We start from the raw sequence: 24,759 nt of genomic DNA, 5'->3' as shown, positions 1-24,759 counted from the left end.
ACAGGCTCCCTCCCCCCTTGCGGGGGAGGGTTGGGGAGAGGGGTTTTCACGGGCAGTCCCGATGACGCCACCCCTCTCCCTGACCCTCTCCCGCAAGGGGAAAGGGAACGGAGAGACTGCGCTCGTCCCCATCAAGCCGCTTTCGACTGCGCCAGCGACGCAAACGTCTTGCCCTCGGCGGCGAGACGCTTGAGCAGCGGCGCGGGTTCCAGCGAGGGATCGTTGGTCTCCTTGGCGTAGTACGACAGGCGATCCGCGATGTGCTTGAGGCCGACCTGGTCGGCATAGAACATCGGGCCGCCGCGATAGATCGGCCAGCCATAGCCATAGAGCCAGATCACATCGATGTCGCTCGGACGCGCCGCGATGCCTTCTTCGAGGATCCGCGCGCCCTCGTTGATCATCGGATACATCATGCGCTCGAGGATCTCGTCGTCGCTGACGACGCGGGTCTTGCGGCCGAGGCGCTGCAGGGTTTCCGCGATCAGCTTTTCGACTTCGGGATCGGGCATCGGCGAACGCGAACCGCCTTCATACTTGTAGTAGCCCTTGCCGGTCTTCTGGCCGAAGCGGCCGGCTTCGCACAGCGCATCGGCGATTTCCGACTTGAGGCCGCGGTCTTTCCGCGAACGCCAGCCGATGTCGAGGCCGGCGAGATCGCCCATCGCGAACGGGCCCATCGGCATGCCGAATTTCGTCACGACAGCATCGACCTGCTGCGGCAAGGCGCCTTCGAACAACAGCTTTTCGGACTGCTTGCCGCGCTGCGCGAGCATGCGGTTGCCGACAAAACCGTCGCAGACGCCGACCACCGCCGGAACTTTTGCAATCTTGCGCGCGATCGAGACGGCCGTGGTCAAGGCATCCGGCGCGGTCTTGTCGGCGCGGACGATCTCGCACAACTTCATCACGTTGGCCGGGGAGAAGAAGTGCATGCCGAGCACGTCCTGCGGACGGCTGGTGACCTTCGCGATCTCGTCGATGTTGAGATAGGAGGTGTTGGAGGCGAGCACGGCGCCCTTCTTGGCGTACTTGTCGAGCGCGGTGAACACTTCCTTCTTGACCGCCATGGTTTCGAACACGGCTTCGATCACAAGGTCAGCGTCCTTGACGTTCTCGAGGCCGACCACACCGGTGATCAGGCCCATGCGCTTCGCCGGCGCATCGGCTGGGATGCCACCGCGCGCGGCGGTCGCTTCGTAATTCTTCTGCATCACGCCCATGCCGCGCTTGAGCTGCTCTTCGCCGGTTTCGATCAACGTCACCGGGATACCGGCATTGGCGAACGACATCGCGATGCCGCCACCCATGGTGCCGGCGCCGATGATGGCAACGCGCTCGACATTGCGCGGTTTTGTGCCTTCGGGAACGGCGGCGACTTTTGCCGCCTCGCGCTCGCTGAAGAAGGCGTAGCGCTGTGCCTTTGACTGGTCGCTCGACACCAGCTTGAGGAACCCTTCGCGTTCCTTCTTCAACCCTTCGTCGAACGGCAATTCGATCGCGGCGCGCACGGCATCCGCGGCGGCGAAAGGGGCTTCCAGCCCGCGCGCCTTCTTGGTGAGGGCCGCGACCGCGTTGGTGAAGATCGAAATATCGGCCTTCGCCGCGGCGAGCTTTGAATCGTCGTCGCGCAGCTTGCGCAGCGGGCGCTTCTCCGCCAGCACCTTGAGGGCAAAGGCTTCGCCGCCCGAGGCCGGGCCTTCGACGATTTCCTCGATCAGGCCGTTCTTGAGGGCTTCAGCAGCGCTGATCGGATCGCCGCTGACGATCATCTTGACCGCCATTTCCGGGCCGATCGCACGCGGCAGGCGCTGGGTGCCGCCGGCGCCGGGCAAAAGGCCGAGCTTCACTTCGGGCAGGCCGAGTTTCGCCTCTTTGGTCGCGACGCGATAGTGGCATGCCAGAGCAACTTCGAGACCGCCGCCGAGCGCGGTGCCGTGGATCGCGGCAATGATCGGCTTCGGAGAGTTCTCCATCGCCACCAGCACTTCGTGCAGGCCGGGTGGCTTCGGCGGCTTGCCGAATTCGGTGATGTCGGCGCCGGCGATGAAGGTGCGGCCGCCGCAGGTCAGCACGATCGCCTTTACCTCGGGATCAGCGATCGCAGCCTTCATGCAGTCGAAAATGCCGCCACGCACGGCGGCGCTGAGCGCGTTCACCGGAGGGCTGTTGACCGTGACGATGGCGATGGCGTCATGACGTTCGAGTGTTACGACTTCGTTCACGGGACTCTCCCTTGATCCTTGTTCTTGTATGCCAATCGAACTTGTGTTGAGTGGCTACGATTTTTTCAATTTCGCACTGCGAAATTCAATTCCACATCTTGACACGGAGGGTTATTTTGAAGCACGTCCCTTGTCAACGAGCTCGGTAAAGCAGCAAGCAATGAAACGTCCAGGGAAGAAAGCGGCGACTGACCGCAGCTTCGTCGTCGCGCTCTCCCGCGGACTTGATGTGTTGCGCGCATTCCAACCCAACGACGGGCTTCTCGGCAATCAAGAGATCGCTGCCCGTACTAAATTGCCGAAGCCAACCATTTCCCGGCTGACCTACACCTTGACCAAGCTGGGCTATCTTACACCCGTTCCGCGGTTCGAAAAGTATCAGCTCGCGCCATCAGCCATGGCCCTGGGGTATGCCGCGCTCGCCAATCTCGGCGTTCGGCATTTGTCCGAACCCTACCGTGAAGCGCTGATGCGCGAGACCGGCGGCGCGGTTGCGGTCGGCGGCCGCGACCGTCACAGCATGATCTATTTCGGCCAGAGCCGGACCGGCTTGCTTGGCGTGCAGCTCGACGTCGGTTCGCGGGTACCGATCGCGACCACCGCGATGGGACGTGCCTATATCTGGGCGCTGCCCGATGACGAGCGTGCCGCTTTGTTGCGCGAACTGCGCGATCATTACGGCAGCCGCTGGGCCCGGATGCGCGACGGCATCGAACGCGCGGGCGAAATGGTGGCGCGTCAGGGATTCACGATCTCCGCAGGCGAATGGCAAGACGATGTGCACGCGGTAGGCGTCGCGTTGAAGCTCAGCGATGGAACCGGACCGTATGCCTTCAATTGTGGCGCGCCCGCTTTCCGTTTCACGGAAGATCGCTTGATCAACGACATTGGACCTCGCCTTGTGACGATGGTAAGGAACATCGAGGCGGCGCTGGGCGGCGCAGCCCCGCAATCCAAAAAAGAAGAGAACAAGAAATTGAAAGCAGGAGGGAAAGTTGCACGTGTGGTCGAGGGGATCAGGTAGTCATCATCATGACCGGCGCAGGTTTTCGCGCGGTCATTCCCGCTCCGTGAGTTACTCCATGAGTCACTCTATGAGTCATTTGGGCGGGACGCGATGACGCAGGCACAGCTCGCGCAGGGAAATGCTCCCTTGCTTGCGGTTCGCGACGTCAGCGTCGTGTTCGGCGGCATCATCGCGTTGAATGGTGTGTCCTTTGACATGCACAAGGGCGCCATCCTCGGCCTGATCGGACCGAACGGCGCCGGCAAGACAACGCTCTTCAATTGCCTTTCCAGGCTTTATCAGCCGAGCACCGGCGACATCCTGATGGAAGGCGCCAGCATCCTGACGCGGCCAGCGCACAAGATCGCCGAGATCGGCATCGGGCGCACTTTCCAGAACGTCGCGCTGTTTCCCAATCTCTCGGTGATGGACAACGTTCGCGTCGGCTGCCACTCGCGCTCCTCCAGCGACATCATCTCGGATTCGCTCAAGCTCGCCTGGGTTCGCCGCGGCGAAACCGAGATCAACAGGAAGGTTCATGAGATCCTCGATTATCTGGATCTCGGTGACGTCGCGCATACCGTGGTATCCGGCCTGCCATTCGGCACCCAGAAGCGCGTCGAGCTGGCGCGTGCGCTGGCCGCCGATCCGAAGATCCTGCTGCTCGACGAGCCCGCCGGCGGTCTCAACCACGAAGAAGTTCACGTACTCGGCGATCTGATCCGCCGCATTCGCGACGATCGCCATATGACCGTGCTGCTGGTCGAACATCACATGGGTCTTGTCATGTCGATCGCCGACCATGTCGTCGCACTCAACTTCGGCCGCAAGCTGGCCGAAGGAACCCCGGCCCAGGTCCAGGCCGACCCGGATGTCATCAAAGCCTATCTGGGGAGCAAGGACGACCAATGACCGCGATGCTCAACGTCAAGGATTTGCGGGCCTATTACGGCCAGGTCCAGGCGCTCCATGGCCTGTCCTTTGCCCTCAACGAGGGCAGCCTGACCACCCTGCTCGGCGCCAACGGCGCCGGCAAGACCACCACCCTGCGGGCGATCTGCAACATGGTGCGCTCCACCGGCGCGATCGAGTTCGAGGGCAAGTCGCTCTCCGGCCGCTCGACAGAAAACGTCGTCCGTCTCGGCATTGCGCATGTGCCACAGGGCCGCGGCACCTTCACCACCATGACGGTGGAAGAGAATCTGCAGCTCGGCGCCATCACGCGCAGCGACTCCAAGAACATTGTTTCCGACATCGAGCGCATGTACGCGCATTTCCCGGTGCTGAAGGAACGCCATACCCAGCAGGCCGGAACACTGTCGGGCGGCGAACAGCAAATGCTCGCGGTCGCGCGTGCGCTGATGTTGCGGCCGCGGCTGATGCTGCTGGACGAGCCGTCATTCGGTCTCGCGCCCCTGATCGTGCGCGACCTGTTCAAGATCCTCGGTAAGATCAACCGTGAGGACAAGGTTACCATTCTGGTGGTGGAGCAGAACGCGCAACTGGCGCTGGAGCTCGCCGACCAGGCCTATGTGATCGAAACCGGAAAAATCGTGATGTCGGGGAACGCGAAGGAAATCGCGAGCAACGAAGACGTCCGCAAATCCTATCTGGGCTACTGAGGGGTACGGCCGTGGAACTACTTACCAACCAAGTCCTGGCCGGCGTCGCCACAGGCGCGATCTATGCCTGTATGGCGCTCGCGGTGGTCATGATCTACCAGGCGATCGACCATCTGAATTTCGCCCAGGGCGAAATGGCGATGTTCTCGACCTTCATCTCCTGGCAGCTGATGCAGTGGGGCATACCGTACTGGTGGGCCTTCCTGGCCACGCTGATCATCTCCTTTGCCGGCGGCATCCTCATCGAGCGGGTGCTGTTCAAGCCGCTGGCCAAGGCCCCGGTCCTGACCAACGTCGCAGGCTTCATCGCCCTGTTCGCCATCGTCAACTCGATCGCCGGCCTGATCTGGGATTTTACCATCAAGCAGTATCCGACGCCTTTCGGATCCTCACCCTTCCTCGGCAGCCAGCTGATCTCGACCCACCAGGCCGGGATGATCGGAGTCACTCTCCTGATGCTGATCGGGCTCTACTTGTTCTTCCAATTCACCCGGATTGGCCTTGCGATGCGCGCGGCTGCGGCGTTGCCGGAATCGGCGCGGCTGGTCGGCGTCAACACCTCCTGGATGATCGCGCTGGGCTGGGGCATGGCATCCGCGATCGGCGCCGTCGCCGGCATCCTGATCGCCCCGGTCGTGTTCCTCGAACCGAACATGATGGGCGGCGTCCTGGTTTACGGTTTCGCCGCCGCCGTGCTCGGCGGGCTTTCCTCGCCGCTTGGCGCCGTCATCGGCGGCTTCCTGGTCGGTGTCTTCGAGAACCTCGCCGGCACCTACATCCCCGGCGTGGGCAATGAACTGAAACTGCCGATCGCGCTTGCGCTGATCATCACCGTCCTGGTCTTCAAACCTGCCGGTCTCTTCGGCCGAGCCATCGTCAAGCGAGTCTGATCATGAGCGCAGCTGCAGAAGACGCCGTTACAGAAGCCCCGGCCGTCGAGGCCGTTCCGAAGCGCGCCATGACGCTGGGCACCGGCACCTCGCTGGTGATCCTGGCCGCGTTGCTCGTTACCCCTATATTCGTGAAGAACTTCGTCGTCTTCCAGATGACGATGGTCATGATCTATGGGATCGCGGTGCTGGCGCTCAACATCCTGACCGGCGGAAGCGGTCAGTTCTCGCTCGGCCAGAGCGCGTTCTACGCGCTCGGTGCCTATACGTCGGCGGTCCTGATGGAAGTCGCCAACGTGAACTACGCGCTGACGCTGCCGATCGCGGGGCTGGTGTCGTTCGGCGCCGGCTATCTGTTCGGCAAGCCCGCCTTGCGGCTTTCCGGCATCTACCTGGCGCTCGCCACCTTCGCGCTGGCGGTCGCCATGCCGCAGCTCCTGAAACTGCATTTCCTCGAGGCTTGGACCGGCGGCGTGCAGGGCCTCACCGTCATGAAACCCGATGCGCCGTTCGGCCTGCCGATCGGACAGGACAAGTGGCTCTATTACTTCACACTGGCGATCTCGCTGGCGATCTATATCGGGTCGATCAACCTGCTGCGCTCGCGCTCGGGCCGCGCCTTCATGTCGATCCGCGACAATGAGATCGCGGCCTCGGCCATGGGCGTCGACGTCGCGCAGTACAAGACGCTCGCCTTCGGCGTGTCCGCGGGCATCACCGGTATTGCCGGCGGGCTCAGCGCCATCGTCGTGGCGTTCGTGGCGCCCGACAGCTACACGATCAACCTCGCCATCGCGCTGTTCCTCGGCATGGTGGTCGGCGGCGTGGGCTGGCTGCCGGGCTCGTTCGTCGGCGCCGCGTTCATCATCTTCGTGCCCAACATCGCCGAGAGCATCTCCAAGGGCCTCTCCGGCGCCGTGTTCGGCGTGCTGCTGTTCCTTGTCATCTTCCTGGTGCCGCACGGCGCAAGGCAGGTCGCAATGGTTGCCCAGCATTTGCTCGGCAAACTGACCAAGAAAAACTAACCTCAAACTCGAATCCGGAAACCTGAAATAATGATGCTTTCGACAACAAGAAGCGCCGCCTTCGCGACGGCGCTCATCGCCTCTATTGCCGTCAGCGGCAGTGCCCTCGCCCAGAAGAAGTACGACGCCGGCGCGTCCGATACCGAAATCAAGATCGGCAACATCATGCCCTATAGCGGACCCGCGTCCGCCTACGGCGTGATCGGCAAGACCGAAGAGGCCTACTTCAAGAAGATCAACGCGGAAGGCGGCATCAACGGCCGCAAGATCACTTTCGTCAGCTACGACGACAGCTACAGCCCGCCGAAGGCCGTCGAGCAGGCCCGCAAGCTGGTCGAGAGCGACGAAGTGCTTGTGGTGTTCAATCCGCTCGGCACGCCGTCCAATTCCGCGATCCAGAAGTACCTCAACTCGAAGAAGGTACCGCAGCTGTTCGTCGCGACCGGCGCCACCAAATGGAACGAGCCGAAGGACTTCCCCTGGACGATCGGCTGGCAGCCCAGCTATCAGAGCGAAGCGCGGATCTATGCCAAGTTCCTGATGAAGGAAAAGCCGGATGCCAAGATCGCGGTGTTTTATCAGAACGACGACTTCGGCAAGGATTACCTCAAGGGCCTGAAGGACGGCCTCGGTGCCAAAGCGTCGATGATCGTCGCCGAGGAAAGCTATGAGACATCGGAGCCGTCAATCGACTCCCACATCGTCAAGCTGAAAGCCACCGGCGCCGACGTCTTCATCAGCATCACGACGCCGAAGTTCGCCGCCCAGGCGATCAAGAAGATCGCCGAAGTCGAATGGAGGCCGCTGCACATCGTCTCCAACGTCTCGGCCTCGGTCGGCAGCGTGATCAAGCCGGCGGGCTTCGAGAATGCGCAAGGCATTCTCTCGGCCAACTACGCCAAGGACGGCGCGGACGCGCAGTGGGACAATGATCCCGGCATGAAGAAGTTCTACGAATTCCTCGCCAAGTATTATCCCGAAGCCAACAAGCTCGACGGCTCCGTGGTCTATGGCTACGGCGCGGCGCAAACCATGGTAAAGGTGCTGGAGATGTGCGGTGACGACCTCACCCGCGCCAACGTGATGAAGCAGGCTGCCAGCCTGAAGGACTTTGCGCCCGACACCCTGCTGCCCGGCGTCAAAATCAACACGTCAGCCAAGGACTTCGCCCCGATCGAACAGCTTCAGATGCAGCGGTTCAAGGGCGAGAAATGGGAGCTGTTCGGCGACATCATCAGCGGCGAACTCAGCAATTAATATTCCGCGTCACGGGCAGTCCGCCCGGGACTCCAGACTAAAATATCGCCCCCCGCGACACCGTCGCGGGGGGCTTTTTGTTGCCCGGCGCGACCGAAAGGTATTGAATGACGGCAGGAGCCGCAAAGTGCTCCAACTTCAAGAAAAAACGACACATTCATCGTGGTCTCCAGGGAGAGAAAAACATGCCTGCTATCAACTTGCGATTGGGGGCCTTTTCGGCCGCCCTCGCATTGCTCGCCGCCACCAGCAGCGGCGCGATTGCCCAAAAGAAATACGACACCGGCGCATCCGATACCGAAATCAAGATCGGCAACATCATGCCCTACAGCGGACCCGCATCCGCCTACGGCGTGATCGGCAAGACCGAAGAAGCCTATTTCAAGAAGATCAATGCGGAAGGCGGCATCAACGGCCGCAAGATCAACTTCGTCTCCTACGACGACGCCTACAGTCCGCCGAAGACGGTCGAGCAGGTGCGCAAGCTGGTGGAGAGCGACGAAGTTCTGCTCGTCTTCAATCCGCTCGGCACGCCGCCGAACTCGGCGATCCAGAAATACATGAACCAGAAGAAGGTGCCGCAACTGTTCGTCGCCACCGGTGCGACCAAATGGAACGACCCCAAGGAATTTCCCTGGACCATTGGCTGGCAACCCAACTACCAGAGCGAAACCATCATCTACGCAAAGTACATTCTGAAGCACAAGCCGGACGCCAAGATCGGCGTGCTGTACCAGAACGACGATTACGGCAAGGATTACCTGAAGGGCCTGAAGGACGGACTTGGCGCCAAGGCGGCGTCGATGATCGTCATGGAGGAGAGCTTCGAGGTTTCGCAGCCGACCATCGACTCTCACATCGTCAAGCTCAAGGCGAGCGGCGCCGACGTGTTCATCAACATCACCACGCCGAAATTCGCGGCGCAGGCGATCAAGAAGAACATGGAGATCGGCTGGAAGCCGCTGCACTTCCTCAATAACGTCTCGGCCTCGATCGGCAGCGTTATCAAGCCTGCCGGCTTCGAAAACGCGCAGGACATCATTTCGTCGAATTACCTGAAGGATCCGACCGACAAGCAGTGGCAGAACGATGCGGGGATGAAGGCCTGGAACGAGTTCCTGGACAAATACTACCCCGAAGCCAACCGCGCCGACGCGTCGGTCATGTACGCCTACACCGTGGCCCAGGGCCTCGTACACGTGCTGAAAGCCTGCGGTGACAACCTGACGCGCGAGAACATCATGAAGCAGGCCGCGAGCATCAAGGACCTCGAGCTTGGCGGCTTGCTGCCCGGCGTCAAGGTCAACACCTCGGCGACCGACTTCGCCCCGATCTCGCAGCTGCAGCTCATGAAGTTCAAGGGCGAGGGCTGGGAACTGTTCGGCGAAATTCTCACCGGCGACGTCGGCGGCTAGTCCGCGATCGGTTCTCTAGCGCCTGACTACTAAAGGAGCAGCCCCCGCGGCATCGCCGCAGGGGCTTTTTCTTGATGCTTTCCGCTAAATCGTATTCAATCCCTCCACGTCATGCGCGAACTGCAATCAACAACAGAGCGTGACGCTTGCACAAAAAGACAATCTCAAAAAGGGAGACTCGGAATGCCTATTGCTACCAGCAGACTCGCCATTGCCTCGGCCGCGCTCATTGCGTTCGCAGCCACGAGCAACGGTGCGCTCGCTCAAAAAAAATACGACAGCGGTGCCACCGATACTGAAATCAAGATCGGCAACATCATGCCCTATAGCGGCCCTGCATCCGCCTATGGCGTGATCGGCAAGACCGAAGAGGCCTACTTCAAGAAGATCAACGCCGAAGGCGGCATCAACGGCCGCAAGATCACCTTCATCAGCTATGACGATACCTACTCACCGCCGAAGACCGTCGAGCAGGCCCGCAAGCTGGTCGAAAGCGACGAAGTGCTGCTGGTGTTCAATCCGCTCGGCACTCCGCCGAACTCGGCGATCCAGAAATATCTGAACTCCAAGAAGGTGCCGCAGCTGTTCGTCGCCACCGGCGCCACCAAGTGGAACGATCCGAAGAACTTCCCCTGGACCATGGGATGGCAGCCCAACTATCAGAGCGAAACGCAGATCTACGCGAAATACATCCTGAAGGAGAAGCCGAACGCCAAAATCGCCGTGCTGTATCAGAACGACGACTACGGCAAGGACTATCTGAAGGGTTTCAAGGACGGGCTCGGCGCCAAGGCCGCATCGATGATCGTCATCGAGGAGAGCTATGAAGTCTCCGAACCGACGATCGATTCCCACATCGTCAAGATGAAGTCGACCGGCGCCGACGTGTTCATCAACATCACCACGCCGAAATTCGCGGCGCAGGCGATCAAGAAGAACGCCGAAATCGGCTGGAAGCCGCTGCACTTCCTCAACAACGTCTCGGCCTCGATCGGCAGCGTCATCAAGCCGGCCGGCATGGAAAACGCCCAGGACATCATCTCGTCGCAGTACCTGAAGGATCCGACGGATGCGCAGTGGAAGGACGATCCCGGCATGAAGGCCTGGAACGCGTTCCTGGACAAGTATTATCCGGAGGCCAACCGCGCCGATGCGTCGGTGATCTTCGGCTACACCGTGGCCCAGGGTCTGGTGCATGTGTTGAAGGCTTGCGGCGACGATCTCACGCGCGAGAACGTCATGAAGCAGGCGGCCAACATCAAGAACCTCGAACTCGAAGGCTTGCTGCCGGGCATCAAGGTCAATACCTCGCCCACCGACTTTGCGCCGATCTCGCAGGTGCAACTGATCAAGTTCAAGGGCGAGACCTGGGAACGCTTCGGCGAAATCCTCTCCGGAGACGTCGGCGGCTAGCTATTTGGAATTTCGATCGGCCGATTTGTGGCCTCAAGCGCCCCCGCGGACCCGCCCGCGGGGGTTTTCTTTTGCGGCGATTGGATGGATAACCTGTCTTCCATTCGCGATCTCTGGCTTGCCGTGAACCGATGACCGACCGACGTCCCCTCCTGCGTGCGATCTTCGATGCGGCCGTCGCAGCCGCGCATCCCGATGTGGTGCTGTCGGCGCATTTGCCTCCCGCACCCAAAGGCCGGGTGATCTGCCTCGCCGCCGGCAAGGGCGCCGCTGCCATGGCCGCGTCCGCCGAGCGGCACTATCTCGATACGCTCGCGCTCGACCCGGAGCGCCTCACCGGCATTGCCACCACCCGGCACGGCCACGGCGTGCCGACGCGGCGGATCAGGGTGGTCGAAGCCGGCCATCCCGTGCCCGACGAAGCCGGGCTGAAAGCCGCCGACGACACGCTGCGTCTCGCTGCCGAGGCTACCGCCGACGACCTTTTGCTGGTGCTGCTGTCGGGCGGCGGCTCGGCGAACTGGATCGCCCCGGTCGAGGGCGTATCATTCGCGCAGAAGCAGCAGGTGAACCGCGCACTGCTCCGTTCCGGCGCGCCGATCGGCGAGATGAATATCGTCCGCAAGCATTTGTCGCGCATCAAGGGCGGCCGGCTGGCCCGCGCCGGGCGCCGCGCCGCCGAAATCGTCACGCTGGCGATCTCGGACGTGCCGCACGACGATCCATCCGCGATCGCTTCGGGGCCGACGGTGCCGGATCCGACCACGCTGGCGGACGCCCGCGCGCTGGTCGCGAAATACAATCTCGCCGTCGACGATGCGGTTCGGCGTGCGCTGGACGATCCGAAAAACGAGAGCTGCAAGCCCGGCGATCCCGCGTTCTCGCGCGCGCGGTTCGAACTGATCGCGCGGCCGAAGGCCTCGCTCGATGCGGCGATCAGGATTGCACAGGATGCAGGCTACGCCATCATCGGTCTCGGAGCCGACCTCGAAGGCGAGGCGCGCGAGGTCGCGGCCGCGCACGTCCAACTGGCGCTGAAAGCGCGCAGCGAGGGCAAGCGCACCGCGATCCTGTCGGGCGGCGAACTCACCGTGACCGTGCGCGGCAACGGCCGCGGCGGACCCAACCAGGAATATGCGCTGGCGCTGGCGGACCTCCTCAAAGAGATACCGGACATTTGTGCGCTGGCCGGCGATACCGATGGCGCCGATGGCGGCGCCGGCAGCGCGAGCGATCCCGCCGGGGCCGTGGTCGACCAGACCACATTTGCGAAGATGAAATCGCTTGGCCTCGATCCCAGGGCCTATCTGGACAACAACGACGCCACCGCCTTCTTTGTCGCAACGGGCGACCTGCTGCTGACCGGTCCGACGCTGACCAATGTCAACGACGTCAGGGTGATCCTGGTCGATTGAATTTGGGCCGCGGTCCTTCGATTTGCAGCGGCTCGAAGCCAAACGCATTAACGTTTTGTTGAGGACGTCCGCCGGAATCCGCACGAAATTACCGCCTCTCAAAGCTGCAATTCACCAGCCTGGTCCTTAATAGGACCCTCCTTATTGCCGGGGTGCCGCAAATCGCGGCAGGGGAACACGGGAAATGGTGCATTCTGTTGCGGGACCTATCCGTCCCGAGCCCGCTCACTTGAGTGCGCGGCTCGAGGAGGCGATCAACCATCTGTCGCTCGGCATTGTCGTCTTCAATGAGAAGCGGGAAGTCGTCTTCTGCAACAGACGTTACGCGGAGATGTACGGGCTTTCGCCGGAACAGGTGAAGCCGGGCACGCCGACCAGCGAACTGATCCGGCACCGGCTGAAGCTCGGCCTGAAGGTGGCGGTGGCGCCGGATGATTACGTTCGCGCCCGCGTCGGACAGAACATCGCGCTCGATACCACGTTCCAGGAGTTCACCGACGGGCGGATCATCGCCTACACGGTCTACCCGATGCCCGGCGGCGGCGGGATGGCGACCCACGAGGACATCACCGAGCGCGAAGAACTCCATGCCCGTCTGAAGACACAATACGAGCTGGGAAGGCAGCAGGAAGAGGCGCTGCGGATACGCAACTTCCAGTTCGACACCGCGATCAACAACATGTCGCAGGGGCTGTGCTTCTTCGATTCAGACCACCGCCTGATCGTATGCAACGACCGTTTTGTCGAGATGTACGACATCCCCTTCGGCCGCGTCGGCCCCGGCACGCCGCTGACGGAAATAGTCGATCTTCGCTTTGAAGCCGGCAGTTTCCCCGCGATGACCCGGGATGAATATCTGAACTGGCGCACCAATGTGGCGGTTTCCAACGTAGCCAAAGACAGCATCGTCGAGCTGCAGAACGGACGCACCTTCAAGATCCGCCATCGGCCGATGCCCGGCGGCGGCTGGGTCGCCACGCACGAGGACATCACCGAGCAACGGCAATCCGAGGTCAAGATCGAATACATGGCCCACCATGATTCGCTTACCGAACTCGCCAACCGGGTGCTGCTCAACGAACGGCTCGAACACGCCCTGGGCCGCGATGAAACGGTCGCGGTTCATCACCTTGATCTCGACCAGTTCAAGGCCGTCAACGACACGTTTGGCCATCACGCCGGCGACAAGCTTTTGAAGATCGTCGCCGAGCGACTGTGCGGGCTGGTTCGCGACACCGACACCATTGCGCGAATGGGTGGCGATGAATTCGTCATCGTGCAGGCCCCGATCGCGGACCCGGCCGACGCAACGTCGCTGGCGCAGCGCGTCATCGGCCTTTTGAGCGAACCCTACGACCTTGACGGCCACCAGGCCGTGATCGGCGCCAGCATCGGCATCTCGGTTGGACCCGGCGACGGCAACAGCCCCGACAAGTTATTGCGCAGTGCAGACCTCGCGCTGTACCGCGCCAAGGGCGACGGACGCGGCACGTTTCGCTTCTTTGAGCCTGTCATGGACCTGCAGATGCAGACGCGCCGCGTCATGGAACAGGATCTGCGCAAGGCGCTGCCGGCGGGCGAGTTCGAACTGCACTATCAGCCCGTCGTCAATCTGGCGAGCAAGGAGATCAGCGGATTTGAGGCCCTGATCCGCTGGAATCATCCGACCAAGGGCATGATTTCTCCGGCCGCGTTCATCCCGCTGGCGGAGGAGATCGGATTCATCGTCCCGATGGGCGAATGGGTCATCCGCCAGGCCTGCGCGACCGCGGCGCAATGGCCCGGCAACCTCCACATCGCCGTCAACATTTCGGCGGTCCAGTTTCGCAACCCCGGCCTGATGCAGGTGATAACAGGCGCGCTTACTGCCTCGGGACTGGACCCGGCCCGGCTGGAGATCGAAATCACCGAGACCGTGCTGCTGCACAACAAGGAAGCGACACTCGCGGTGCTGCATCAGTTGCGCGAGCTCGGCATCCGGATTGCGATGGACGATTTCGGCACCGGCTATTCCTCGCTGACCTATTTGCAGAGTTTTCCGTTCGACAAGATCAAGATCGACCGCTCCTTCGTCAAGGACATCACGGAGAATTCGGGCTCGCTCAACATTGTGCGGGCGGTCGCGGCGCTCGCCAATGGCATGGGCATGACGGCCACCGCCGAAGGCGTGGAGACCAAGGAACAGCTCGACAGCATCGCGTCCGAAGGATGCACGGAGATGCAGGGCTTCCTGTTCAGCAAGCCGCTTCCCGCCCGCGAGATCGAGCGGCTGTTCCTGACGGGGAATGGGGCGAAGGCCGTTGCTGGGCGTATCGTCGCCGCATGATTCAAACACTTCGTCATTCCGGGGCGATGCGAAGCATAGAACCTCAGATGTGCAATTGCACATCGGGGAATCTCGAGATTCCGGGTTCATCGCTGCGCGATGCCCCGGAATGACGGCTGGGCTAAAACTCGGCCGCGATCTTCGACAGCATATCGAGCAGCGCGACGCGATTGGCCGGCCCCAGCACTTCGTTGAGGCGGGCTTCATGCTTGGTGGCGACGAGCTTCTTGGCGCGCGCCAGCACCGCGCGGCCCTTGTCGGTCAGCATCAGAATGTGGGAACGGCGGTCGTTGGTCGAACGCATCCGCGTGCAGAGATCGCGGCTTTCCAGTGCGTCGAGCATCGCGACGAAATTCGGCCGCAGGATGCCGAGCGTATTGGCGATCTCGGTCTGGTTGCGGCCGGGATTCTTGTCGAGCAGCAGCAGCACCGAAAATTGCGCCGGCGTCAGCTGCAGCGGCGCGACGCAGCGCAGGAAGTCCTCGAATACCCGGAGCTGTGCGCGCTTCAGCGAATAGCCGAGCAGGTCGGACAATTCGCCCATTTGCAGAGCGGCGTTTTCCGCAGCGCCGTCGACAGGATCCTTGCCGCCTGCGCGGGAAGGCTTGGCGGCGTCAGTGGCCGCCTTGGAAACTGTCATCGCAGGGGGCTCGCAATCCCGATAAAAGGTCCGCCAGTGGTCCGGGCCTTGAGGTTATGTTTAATAATTGTTATAGACTATATCAAATGTCGGCCTCGTTCAACTGCCGATATCGGACCGCCGGCTAGCCCTTAAGGGTCGAGACCGGCGCGACGCGTGAGGGGGAGCGCCAGTCTTGAATACGACGATCATGCTGTTCCTGCTGCAGGACGGCATCACCAATGGCGCGATCTATGCGTTGCTCGGGCTTGCGCTGGTGCTGGTGTTTGCCGTCACGCGCGTGATCCTGATCCCGCAGGGCGAATTCGTTACCTTCGGCGCGCTGAGCTACGCCATGCTGGCGACCGGTCAGGTGCCGGGCACGGCGCGGCTGGCGGTCGCGATGGGCGTCGTCGCCTTCGGCCTCGATCTGTATGCGGCGCGGCGCTCGCTCCGCTTGAAGCTGGTGGTGCGCTCGGTGCTGCTCAACATCGTGCTGCCGGTGGCGATCCTGGCGCTGACCTACGCCCTGGCCGGTCCCAAAACCCCGATTGCAATCAATATCGCGTTGTCGCTGCTGATCGTCGCGGCGATCGGGCTGTTTCTTTATCGCATCGCCTTTCAGCCGCTTGCGCACACCTCGGTGCTGGTGCTGCTGATCGCCTCGGTCGGCTGCCACCTCGCGCTGCAGGGCCTAGGCCTCGTGTTCTTCGGCGCCGAAGGCCTGCGCGGACCGGCGCTGTCGAACGCCGCGTTCACGGTGGGACCGCTGCGCTTCACCGGCCAGAGCATCGCCGTCTACGGCCTGACCATCGCCTTCATCATCGCGCTGTGGCTGTTCTTCGGCTTCACGCTGATGGGCAAGGCGCTGCGCGCCACCGCCGTCAATCGTCTCGGCGCCCGCCTCGTCGGCATCCGGACCACGCTGTCGGGACAGATCGCCTTCCTGCTCGCCTCCGTGATCGGCGCGATTTCGGGGATCCTGATCGTGCCCATCACGACGCTCTATTACGACACCGGTTTCCTGATCGGCCTGAAAGGTTTTATTGCCGCCATCATCGGCGGGCTGGTGAGTTACCCGCTGACGGCGGTCGCCGCCCTGGTGGTCGGTAGCGTCGAGGCCTTCTCCTCGTTCTACGCCAGCAATTTCAAGGAGGTCATCGTCTTCACGCTGATCCTTCCCGTGCTGGTGCTGCGTTCGCTCGCAGCGCCCGCGGTCGAGGAAGAGAAGGACTGACGGCGATGACGCAACGGCTTCCCCTCATCATCTTCGCGATCGTCATGGCGGTGATCCCGTTCATCCCGGGCATACCGCCGTTCTGGATCGTGCTCCTGGACAATATCGGCCTTGCCGCGCTGGTTGCGATGGGCCTCGTGCTGCTGACCGGCGTCGGCGGCCTCACCTCGTTCGGCCAGGCCGCGTTTTGCGGCTTCGGCGCCTATACCACGGCGGTGCTGACCACCGCCTATGGCGTGTCGCCGTGGCTGACGCTGCCGCTCTCGCTGCTGGTCAGCGGCATTGCGGCGGTCCTGCTCGGCATCGTCACGGTGCGGCTCTCTGGCCATTATTTGCCGCTCGGCACCATCGCCTGGGGCATCGGGCTGTTTTATCTGTTCAGCAAGCTCGAATTCCTTGGCCGCAATGACGGCATTTCCGGCATTCCGCCGCTGAGCATTGGCGGCTTCCGGATGCTCGATCCCGGCACGATCTATTTCGCCATCTGGATCGCCGTGCTGCTCTCGGCGTTGCTGACCATGAACCTGCTGGATTCCCGTACCGGCCGCGCCATCCGCGCGCTGCGGCGCGGGCATATCGCCGGCGAAGCGTTCGGCGTGCAGACGCCGCGCGCCAAGCTTCTGGTGTTCATCTATGCGGCGGTGCTGGCCGGGCTTTCCGGATGGCTCTATGCGCATTTCCAGCGCGCCGCCAACCCGACGCCGTTCGGCGCCCAGGCCGGCATCGAATATCTGTTCATCGCCGTCGTCGGCGGCGCCGGCTATGTCTGGGGCGCGGTGCTCGGCGCCGGCATCGTGGTGATCCTCAAAGAGATCCTGCAGAGCTACCTGCCGTATATTTTCGGCGGCCAGAGCCAGCTCGAGACCATCGTGTTCGGCATCCTGCTGGTGGTCCTGCTGCAGCTGGCGCCCACCGGCGTGTGGCCCTGGCTGATGTCGAGGTTGCCGTTCAAGCCGGCCCGCAAGATCCCTGACACCTCGCTCGAGCTTCCAGCGCGGGTGCGGGCGCCGTCGACACCTTCGGTGTTGCTGCATATCGACAAGGCGCGCAAGCAATTCGGCGGCGTCATCGCCGTCAACGACGTCAGCTTCGACGTCGGGGCGCGTGAGATCGTGGCCCTGATCGGCCCCAACGGCGCCGGCAAGAGCACGACCTTCAACCTGATCACGGGGGTTTTGACGTCGACCAGCGGGGCGATCTCGGTGCTCGGCACCAAGGTCGATAACGCGCCGCCGCAGGAAGTCGTCAAGCTTGGCGTCAGCAGAACCTTCCAGCATGTCAAGCTGGTGCCCGACATGACCGTGCTCGAGAACGTCGCGATCGGCGCGCATCTGCGCGGCCATGCCGGCGCGATATCAAGCATGTTCCGGCTCGACCGCGCTGATGAGGCCAGATTGCTGGCGGAAGCCGCCCGCCAGATCGAGCGCGTCGGCCTCGGCGACCAGATCGACCAACTGGCGGGCAGCCTCTCGCTCGGCCAGCAGCGCATCGTCGAAATCGCGCGCGCGCTGTGCGTCGATCCGCTGCTGCTGCTGCTCGACGAGCCCGCCGCCGGCCTCCGCCACATGGAGAAGCAGCGGCTCGCCGCGTTGCTGCGCCAGTTGCGTGACGGCGGCATGTCGGTGCTGCTGGTCGAGCACGACATGGGTTTTGTGATGGATCTGGCCGACCGGATCGTGGTGCTCGACTTCGGCACCAAGATCGCCGAGGGCACGCCGACGGCGATCAAGACCAACCCCGATGTGATCAAGGCCTATCTCGGAGCCACCGCATGAGCGCGCTGTTGAAGGTGAGCGATGCGCATGTCGCCTATGGCAAGGTCGAGGCGGTGCGCTCGGTATCACTCGACGTCGCTGATAACGAGATCGTCACCATCATCGGCGCCAACGGGGCCGGCAAGACGACGCTGCTGAACGCGATCATGGGCATCCTGCCGCTCACGGGATCGGCGGCTTTCGCCGGCGCTGATATGGCTTCCCTCGACATCGAGGACCGCGTCGCGGTTGGGCTCAGCCTCGTGCCCGAGCACCGCGAATTGTTCGGCACCATGAACGTCGAGGACAATCTGCAGCTCGGCGCGTTCCGGATTGCGAAGGCGATTGCTGCGAGATCTTTCGAGCGGGTCTACACGCTGTTTCCGCGGCTGAAGGAGCGACGCAAGCAGCTCGCCGGCACGCTCTCCGGCGGCGAGCAGCAGATGCTGGCGATGGGCCGCGCGCTGATGGGTGCCCCAAAACTGTTGATGCTGGACGAGCCGAGCCTCGGCCTCGCCCCGATCATCGTCGCCGACATCTTCCGCACTATCGGCGAGTTACGAGCGGCCGGCGTCTCGGTGCTGCTGGTCGAGCAGAACGCGCAAGCCGCATTGAAGATCGCCGACCGCGCCTACGTGATGGAGCTCGGCGAATTCGTCCTGAGCGGTCCCGCCAGCGACATCGCCACCAACGCGCGCGTCGCAGCGAGCTATCTCGGCTTCACGCACGAAGGCGAGAGCGCGATTTAAGTCTAGCGCTGAACCCAACGACGTCATGCCCGGGCTTGACCCGGGCATCTACGTCTTATCTTTCTTGATGGCGGCAAAGACGTGGATGGCCGGGTCATAGGCTAGCGGAAGCGACGCCGTCCTTCAGACGGCTATGCCCGGCCATGACGGATGGAGTTGAGGCTCACTTCGCCGGAACGTACTTTCCGTTGTTCACGGTCAGGATGATCCGCGAGCGGTCATCGAGGCCGTAGCGGTCTTTTTCGGTGAAGTTGTAGACGCCCTGGCTGGCGGCGATGTCGCGTTCGGTCAGCAGGGCCTGACGGATGCCTTCACGGAATTCCGGCGTGCCGGGCTTGCCGGCCTTCAGCGCCGGCGGAATGACGCGCTTGAGGACTTCAAAGGCGTCGTAGGAATGGCCGGCGAACTGGCTGCGGCTGTTGGCGCCGTACTTGGCTTCATAGGCGCTGTTGAGCGCTAGGCCGGGCTTCTTGGTCAGTGCGCTGTCGGGCTGGGTTTCCGGCGACATCACCGGACCGGAAGACATGATCACGCCTTCCGCCGCCGCACCCGCAATACGGATGAAGTCCATGCTGGCGGCGCCGTGGGTCTGATAGATCAGGCCCTTGTAGCCACGCTCACGCAGCGCGGCCTGCGGCAAGGCCGCGGCGGTACCGGAGCCGCCGACGAGGACCGCGTCGGGATTGGCGGCGAGCAGCTTCAGCACCTGGCCGGTGACCGACGTATCGGTACGGGCATAACGCTCTTCAGTCGCCAGGGCTATGCCCATCGGAACGGCCTGGGCCTTGAAATCATTGAACCAGAGGTCACCGTAGGAATCCGAGTAACCGATGTAACCGACGGTCTTGATGCCGTGGGCCTTCATGTGCTCGTACAGCACCTTGCCCATGATCGGGATCGGCTGCGGCATCGCGACCGACCATTTCATGCGCGCCTCGTTAATCGGCAGCGGCGCCAGCGCGAAATGCGGAATGCCGGCTTCGTTGGCGACGGTGGAGACGGCAATCGTCGGCGGCGTGGTCGACGAACCCATGATGATGTCGGCCTTGGATTCGGTGACGAAGCGCCGCGCGTTGGTGGTGGCGGCGGTCGGATCGCCGCCGTCGTCGAGCACGATCAGTTTCAACGGCACGCCGCCGATTTCCTTCGGCACGAATTCCAGCGCATTGCGCTCGGGAATGCCAAGGGCCGCGGCCGGGCCGGTGGTTACGATGGTGATGCCGATGACGATTTCATTGGCCTGAGACCATGCCGGCGACCCCGGCAATGCGAGCGCCGCCACGATTGCCGCGGCGGACAGAAAAGCCTTCTTCATTTATTCCTCCCTTGGGTATCTTTTTATAGTTCTAAGCAAAACCAGAGCGTCAATTCAGCCCCTTCTTTAGGTCATGCGGGAAGTGAAGTCAGCCCCGCGTGAACCGCTCGATGATCTCCGGCGGCATCGGAGCCGATTTCAGCCGCGCGGGATCGTCCGGATGCTTGCCGACCAGTACGCGGGTCTCGAACGCCTCGATCGCCAGCGCCTCGCCCTTGAACACGTTGTGGACCACCTCGAAGCTGGAGCGCTTGAAACTCTCGATCCGGCTTTCGATTCTGATCCAGTCGCCATGGGTCGAGGGGATGTGGAATTTCGCCCGCGTATCGACCATGGGAATGCCGACGAGGCCGTATTTGTGGATGATGTCCTGCTTCGAAAAACCGGCCGCTTCGAACATGATCGAGGTCGAATCGTCGAACATCGCGAAGTAGCGCGGGTAATAGACGATGTTGGCGGGGTCGCAATCGCCCCACTGGATCTGCACGTCGCGGCGGTTAACGAACATTGGATATCCCTAGAGCCTATGACGTTGAATTGAACAGGTATCGGCGTTCAGGGGGTACAGGTCCAGCAATTGACACCGGGGTTAGCGGATAGAGCCCCTCACCCCGACCCTCTCCCCGCAAGTGCGGGGCGAGGGAGAAGTAAACGGACCATACTTAGCGCGGGGCCATGCGGAGCGCGGCATCGAGCCGCACCACTTCGCCGTTCAGATAGGGGTTGTCGATCATATGCAGGGCGAGCGAGGCAAATTCATCAGCCTGGCCGAGCCGGCGCGGGAACGGGATCGCGGCGGCGAGCGAGTCCTGCGCCTCCTGCGGCAAATTGGCCAGCAGCGGCGTAAGGAACAGGCCGGGCGCGATGGTCAGCACGCGAATGCCGAATTGCGCCAGCTCGCGCGCGATCGGCAGCGTCATCGCGACGATGCCGCCCTTGGAAGCCGAGTAAGCCGATTGCCCGATCTGGCCGTCATAGGCCGCGACCGAAGCGGTCGAGATCACGACGCCGCGTTCGCCTGACTCAAGAGGCTCCAGCTTCGACATGCCGGCGGTTGCGAGCCGCAGCATGTTGAACGAGCCGATCAGATTGACCCTGATCACGCGGTCGAAATCGGTGAGCGCCATCGGGCCTTCCTTGCCGATCACGCGCTTGGCAACGCCGATGCCGGCGCAATTGACCAGCACCCGCGCCGGGCCATGCGCCTTGGCGGCGGCGGCGACGGCCGCTTCGGCCGAGGCGGCGTCCGAGACGTCGCAGACCACGGCGACGCCGCCGATTTCGGCGGCGACGGTTTCAGCGAGCTTGGCGTTGAGGTCGCACACCGCGACCTTGGCGCCCTGCGCCGCCAGCCGGCGCGCGGTGGCGGCGCCCAATCCGGATGCGCCACCGGTGACGATGGCAGCCTGATCTTTCAACTGCATTGTGTTTCTCCCTGGTAGAATCTTCTCGAAGTTGAATTCCCTGAATTCATTTCAGCGTGATGACGTGCGCCGGCGGCGCCGTTGCATAGATCTGCTCGATCAGCGCGCTGCGATGCTCGATCACCGCGCGCTGGTTGATGGAGCCCTTGTCGGTGACTTCGCCGCGATCGATCGACAGCGGCGCATCGAACAGCACCGCGCGCGTGATCCGGGTCGACGAGCCCGTGGCATCGGCCAGCAACTTTTGAAAGCGCTCGCGGAATGCCGCGCGGATCAGCGGATCGGATGCCGCCGCCGCGAGATCGTTCGCCGGAAGTTTCGGGTTGATCAGACGGCAGCCGTCGAGATCGAGCATCACGAGCGCCGATAATTCGTCGCGGTTGATGCCGGCAATCACGACGTCGCGCACCAACGGCGCGCAGGCCGCGACGAAGCGCGCCCTCAAGGGACCGACACTGACCCAGGTGCCGCTGGCAAGCTTGAAGTCCTCGGCGATACGGCCATCGAAGTCGAAACCGGCGTCGAAATTGTCGGGATCGACAGGCTTGAGCGCGTCGCCGAACTTGTAAAAGCCTTCCTCATCGAATGCCGCCGCGGTCAATTCGGGCTGACGCCAATACCCCGGCGTGACGTTCGGACCCTTGGCGCGGACCTCAAGCTTGCCGTTGTTGGGCAGCAATTTTGCGTCGTTGCCGAGCACGGGCAGGCCGACATGGCCGGAGCGGCTGGTGTCGGGACGTACCGACATGAAGAACGGCGAAGTTTCCGTGGCGCCGAGGCCGGTCAGCATCGGCACGCGAAAACCGGTCTCCTGCACCGCGAGCTCGTCGAGGCTATTCCAGACGAACGGCGACAGCGCCGCACCGGAAAAGAACATCGCGTGCAGCCGTCCGAAGAATTTTGCGCGCAGCGCTGAATCTTCGCGCAGATAGGGCAGCAGCGATTCATAGCCCTTGGGGACGTTGAAATAGACCGTCGGCGAAATCTCGCGGAGGTTACGCACGGTCTCCTCGATACCGCCGGGCATCGGCTTGCCCTCGTCGAGATACATCGAACCGCCGTTGAACAGCGTCAGCCCGATATTGTGGTTGCCGCCGAACGTGTGATTCCACGGCAGCCAGTCGATGATCACAGGCGGCTCGTCCATCAGGAACGCCAGCGTTTCGCGCAGCATCACCTGGTTGGCGCAGATCATCCGCTGGGTGTTGATGACGGCCTTGGGATTGCCGGTCGAGCCTGACGTCAGCAGGAACTTTGCAATTGTGTCCGGGCCGATGGCTTCATGGGCCGCATCGAGGCGCCAATGCTCCGGCGTCGCCAGGAGGTCAGACAGCAGCGTCACGTCACGGCCGGGCACCTCGCCGCGTGTTGCTGCGATCTCCGTCCCCGGCGAAACGTTGGCGGTCAACGCATCGGCGAATTTGCCTGCGTCGTCGGCGAAGACGAGGCCGGGCGTCAACAGCTTCATCAGGAAGGCAAGCTTGCCGTAATCGCGCGACACCAGCGAATAGGCCGGCGACACCGGACAGAAGGGAATGCCGGCATAGAGCGCGCCGAACGCCAGCAGCGCATGGTCGACCGAATTGCCTGACAGGATCACGATCGGCTTTTCCGCCGAAAGCCCGCGCGCCAGCAGCGCCGAGGCGATGCGCCGCGTCGAGGTCAGCAGTTGCGCGTAGGTGATTTTTCGCCAGCCGCCGGTCGTCGCGTCGCGCTCCGCCATGAAGACGCGCTCGGGCGCTTCCCGGGCCCAATGATGCAGGCGATCGGTGATGCGCACGGGATAGTCGCGCAGTTTGAGCTTCGGCCGCAGATAGATGGTGCCGTCATCGCGGCGCTCGACCGTGACGTCGGGATTCCCGAACGAGATGGCGCGGAGCGGATGGGCGCTGCCGCTGCGCGTGGCGCTTTCAATCGGGGACATGTTGGGCTTGGCGCTCATGTCAGGTCGGCTTCACTTTGGCGGTCTTGCGATCGAGAAACTCGCGGATCCGGCGTTTTGCTTCCTTGTCGCTCTGCGCCACCGTGGCCATCAGCGACTCCATCAGGAGGCCGGCCTGCGGATTGGCTTCCGCGATCATCGGCAATGCCTGCAGCACCGCAAAATTGGTCAGCGGGGCATTGGCCGCGACGCGTTCGGCGAGTTCCAGCGCCTTGGGCAGCGCGCCGCCGGCCTCGGTGAGATATTGCGAGAAGCCGTAGGCGGCGCCTTCGGTCGCAGAATAGACCCGGCCGGTCAGCATCATATCGGTCATCCGCGCCACCCCGATCAGCCGCGGCAGCCGCACCGAACCGCCACCGCCGACAAAGATGCCGCGCTGGCCCTCGGGCAACGCGAAATAGGCTGATGGTTCGGCGACGCGGATATGCGCGGCGCAGGCCAGCTCCAGCCCACCACCGATCACCGCGCCCTTGAGCGCGGCGATGACGGGCACGGGACTATATTGAATGCGGTCGAACACCCGATGCCACATCTGCGAGTGCCGCAGGCCCTCGGTGGCGTCGTGCTCGGTCAGCTCAGACAGATCGAGGCCGGAGGAGAAATGGTCGCCGATACCGTGGATGACCACGGCGCCGGTCCCTTCGGGCAGATTGGCGAAGCAATCCTGGATCGCAAGGATGATGCCGTCGTTCAGCGCATTGCGCTTGGCGGGGCGGTTGAGCCCCACGGTTAGCACCGCGCCTGATTTCTCGATGGTCAGCAATCCGGCCTGGTCAGCGGTTGCGGAAGCGGCGTTTCCCATGGATTATTGTTTCCCGTCCAGAATAGTTATATTTTATAACTATTGGCGAGGGAGTCAATCCTCTACCGATCGTCGTCCCGGCGAACGCCGGGACGACGGCGGCGTTTGTTGGTTGCACCGTCATCCAAACGCACTCTCGCCTTCTCGCGGCGCATCGCGCCCGAGCTTTGCCAGAAACTTCCCGCCCTCTCGTAAGAGGGCGCAGGGAAGACCGGGTGCGCGCTGCACCCGCGGTCTCGTGTGCGATTTGCACTAAGTAGGCTGCACACGAGCATACAGGGCAGCGGAGAACACCCGGCCTTCCCTGCGCAATGGCTTTACGG

At 62.8% G+C, this 24,759-nt stretch carries 20 protein-coding genes; 13 read left to right on the top strand and 7 right to left on the bottom strand.

What is annotated here, in order from left to right; translation table 11 throughout:
• Positions 1–131: 131 nt before the first annotated feature.
• Complete coding sequence (locus JQ575_RS39085; protein WP_212038503.1) at positions 132–2,225, bottom strand: 3-hydroxyacyl-CoA dehydrogenase NAD-binding domain-containing protein; 2,094 nt, start codon at positions 2,223–2,225, stop codon at positions 132–134.
• A 160-nt stretch (positions 2,226–2,385) separates the two neighbouring features.
• On the opposite strand from JQ575_RS39085, the gene JQ575_RS39080 reads away from it, so the two are divergent.
• The 10 genes from JQ575_RS39080 (at position 2,386) to JQ575_RS39035 (ending at position 14,594) form a co-directional block, all read left to right on the top strand.
• Positions 2,386–3,249, top strand: coding sequence for an IclR family transcriptional regulator (locus tag JQ575_RS39080; RefSeq protein WP_211999419.1), 864 nt, complete (start codon positions 2,386–2,388; stop codon positions 3,247–3,249).
• Positions 3,250–3,342: 93 nt separating this feature from the next.
• Positions 3,343–4,143, top strand: a complete 801-nt coding sequence (locus JQ575_RS39075; protein WP_212038502.1) for an ABC transporter ATP-binding protein — start codon at positions 3,343–3,345, stop codon at positions 4,141–4,143.
• A complete protein-coding gene (locus tag JQ575_RS39070) occupies positions 4,140–4,853 on the top strand; it encodes an ABC transporter ATP-binding protein (protein ID WP_212038501.1) in 714 nt (237 codons plus the stop codon). The genes JQ575_RS39075 and JQ575_RS39070 overlap by 4 nt, the downstream gene beginning before the upstream one ends.
• 11 nt (positions 4,854–4,864) lie before the next feature.
• Positions 4,865–5,743 carry a branched-chain amino acid ABC transporter permease gene (locus JQ575_RS39065; protein ID WP_212038500.1) on the top strand — a complete coding sequence of 293 codons (879 nt, stop codon included), beginning with the start codon at positions 4,865–4,867 and terminating at the stop codon, positions 5,741–5,743.
• A gap of 2 nt (positions 5,744–5,745) precedes the next feature.
• Positions 5,746–6,768: a branched-chain amino acid ABC transporter permease gene (locus tag JQ575_RS39060; protein ID WP_212038499.1), complete on the top strand. Its 1,023-nt coding sequence runs from the start codon at positions 5,746–5,748 to the stop codon at positions 6,766–6,768.
• A 33-nt stretch (positions 6,769–6,801) separates the two neighbouring features.
• Complete coding sequence (locus JQ575_RS39055) at positions 6,802–8,025, top strand: ABC transporter substrate-binding protein (protein WP_249167190.1); 1,224 nt, start codon at positions 6,802–6,804, stop codon at positions 8,023–8,025.
• A 185-nt stretch (positions 8,026–8,210) separates the two neighbouring features.
• Positions 8,211–9,440: an ABC transporter substrate-binding protein gene (locus JQ575_RS39050; protein ID WP_212038497.1), complete on the top strand. Its 1,230-nt coding sequence runs from the start codon at positions 8,211–8,213 to the stop codon at positions 9,438–9,440.
• Positions 9,441–9,623: 183 nt separating this feature from the next.
• Positions 9,624–10,853, top strand: coding sequence for an ABC transporter substrate-binding protein (locus tag JQ575_RS39045; RefSeq protein WP_212038496.1), 1,230 nt, complete (start codon positions 9,624–9,626; stop codon positions 10,851–10,853).
• Between the two features lie 131 nt (positions 10,854–10,984).
• Positions 10,985–12,268 carry a glycerate kinase gene (locus JQ575_RS39040; protein WP_212038495.1) on the top strand — a complete coding sequence of 428 codons (1,284 nt, stop codon included), beginning with the start codon at positions 10,985–10,987 and terminating at the stop codon, positions 12,266–12,268.
• 184 nt (positions 12,269–12,452) lie between these two features.
• Positions 12,453–14,594: an EAL domain-containing protein gene (locus tag JQ575_RS39035; RefSeq protein WP_212038494.1), complete on the top strand. Its 2,142-nt coding sequence runs from the start codon at positions 12,453–12,455 to the stop codon at positions 14,592–14,594.
• A gap of 121 nt (positions 14,595–14,715) precedes the next feature.
• Here JQ575_RS39035 and JQ575_RS39030 read toward each other — a convergent pair whose 3' ends face one another.
• Positions 14,716–15,234, bottom strand: coding sequence for a MarR family winged helix-turn-helix transcriptional regulator (locus JQ575_RS39030; RefSeq protein ID WP_212038493.1), 519 nt, complete (start codon positions 15,232–15,234; stop codon positions 14,716–14,718).
• Between the two features lie 175 nt (positions 15,235–15,409).
• Here JQ575_RS39030 and JQ575_RS39025 point away from each other — a divergent pair, with 175 nt between their 5' ends.
• From JQ575_RS39025 to JQ575_RS39015, 3 genes are read left to right on the top strand one after another with little or no spacing between them, the layout of a single operon-like run.
• Positions 15,410–16,450 carry a branched-chain amino acid ABC transporter permease gene (locus JQ575_RS39025; protein ID WP_212038492.1) on the top strand — a complete coding sequence of 347 codons (1,041 nt, stop codon included), beginning with the start codon at positions 15,410–15,412 and terminating at the stop codon, positions 16,448–16,450.
• A 5-nt stretch (positions 16,451–16,455) separates the two neighbouring features.
• Complete coding sequence (locus tag JQ575_RS39020; protein ID WP_212038491.1) at positions 16,456–18,225, top strand: ABC transporter permease subunit; 1,770 nt, start codon at positions 16,456–16,458, stop codon at positions 18,223–18,225.
• Complete coding sequence (locus JQ575_RS39015) at positions 18,222–18,953, top strand: ABC transporter ATP-binding protein (protein WP_212038490.1); 732 nt, start codon at positions 18,222–18,224, stop codon at positions 18,951–18,953. Before JQ575_RS39020 ends, JQ575_RS39015 begins: the two co-directional genes overlap by 4 nt.
• Positions 18,954–19,116: 163 nt before the next feature.
• Here the strand turns inward: JQ575_RS39015 and JQ575_RS39010 are convergent, their stop codons facing one another.
• The 5 genes from JQ575_RS39010 to JQ575_RS38990 all read right to left on the bottom strand — a co-directional run bounded on the left by JQ575_RS39010 (position 19,117) and on the right by JQ575_RS38990 (position 24,436).
• Positions 19,117–20,268 carry an ABC transporter substrate-binding protein gene (locus JQ575_RS39010; RefSeq protein WP_212038489.1) on the bottom strand — a complete coding sequence of 384 codons (1,152 nt, stop codon included), beginning with the start codon at positions 20,266–20,268 and terminating at the stop codon, positions 19,117–19,119.
• Positions 20,269–20,356: 88 nt separating this feature from the next.
• On the bottom strand, positions 20,357–20,776 hold the full coding sequence (locus JQ575_RS39005; RefSeq protein ID WP_212038488.1) for a thioesterase family protein: 420 nt from the start codon (positions 20,774–20,776) through the stop codon (positions 20,357–20,359).
• Between the two features lie 154 nt (positions 20,777–20,930).
• A complete protein-coding gene (locus JQ575_RS39000; RefSeq protein ID WP_212038487.1) occupies positions 20,931–21,692 on the bottom strand; it encodes an SDR family NAD(P)-dependent oxidoreductase in 762 nt (253 codons plus the stop codon).
• 46 nt (positions 21,693–21,738) lie between these two features.
• Entirely contained in the window at positions 21,739–23,634 is a 1,896-nt protein-coding gene (locus JQ575_RS38995) for a feruloyl-CoA synthase (protein ID WP_212038486.1), read from the bottom strand.
• A 1-nt stretch (position 23,635) separates the two neighbouring features.
• Positions 23,636–24,436: a crotonase/enoyl-CoA hydratase family protein gene (locus JQ575_RS38990; protein WP_192737098.1), complete on the bottom strand. Its 801-nt coding sequence runs from the start codon at positions 24,434–24,436 to the stop codon at positions 23,636–23,638.
• Between the last annotated feature and the right edge of the window lie 323 nt (positions 24,437–24,759).

The organism is Bradyrhizobium sp. JYMT SZCCT0428, assembly GCF_018131075.1.
Taxonomy (GTDB): domain Bacteria; phylum Pseudomonadota; class Alphaproteobacteria; order Rhizobiales; family Xanthobacteraceae; genus Bradyrhizobium.
Note: the sequence above shows the minus strand (reverse complement) of the source record. Positions and strands in the feature narration are given on the sequence as shown.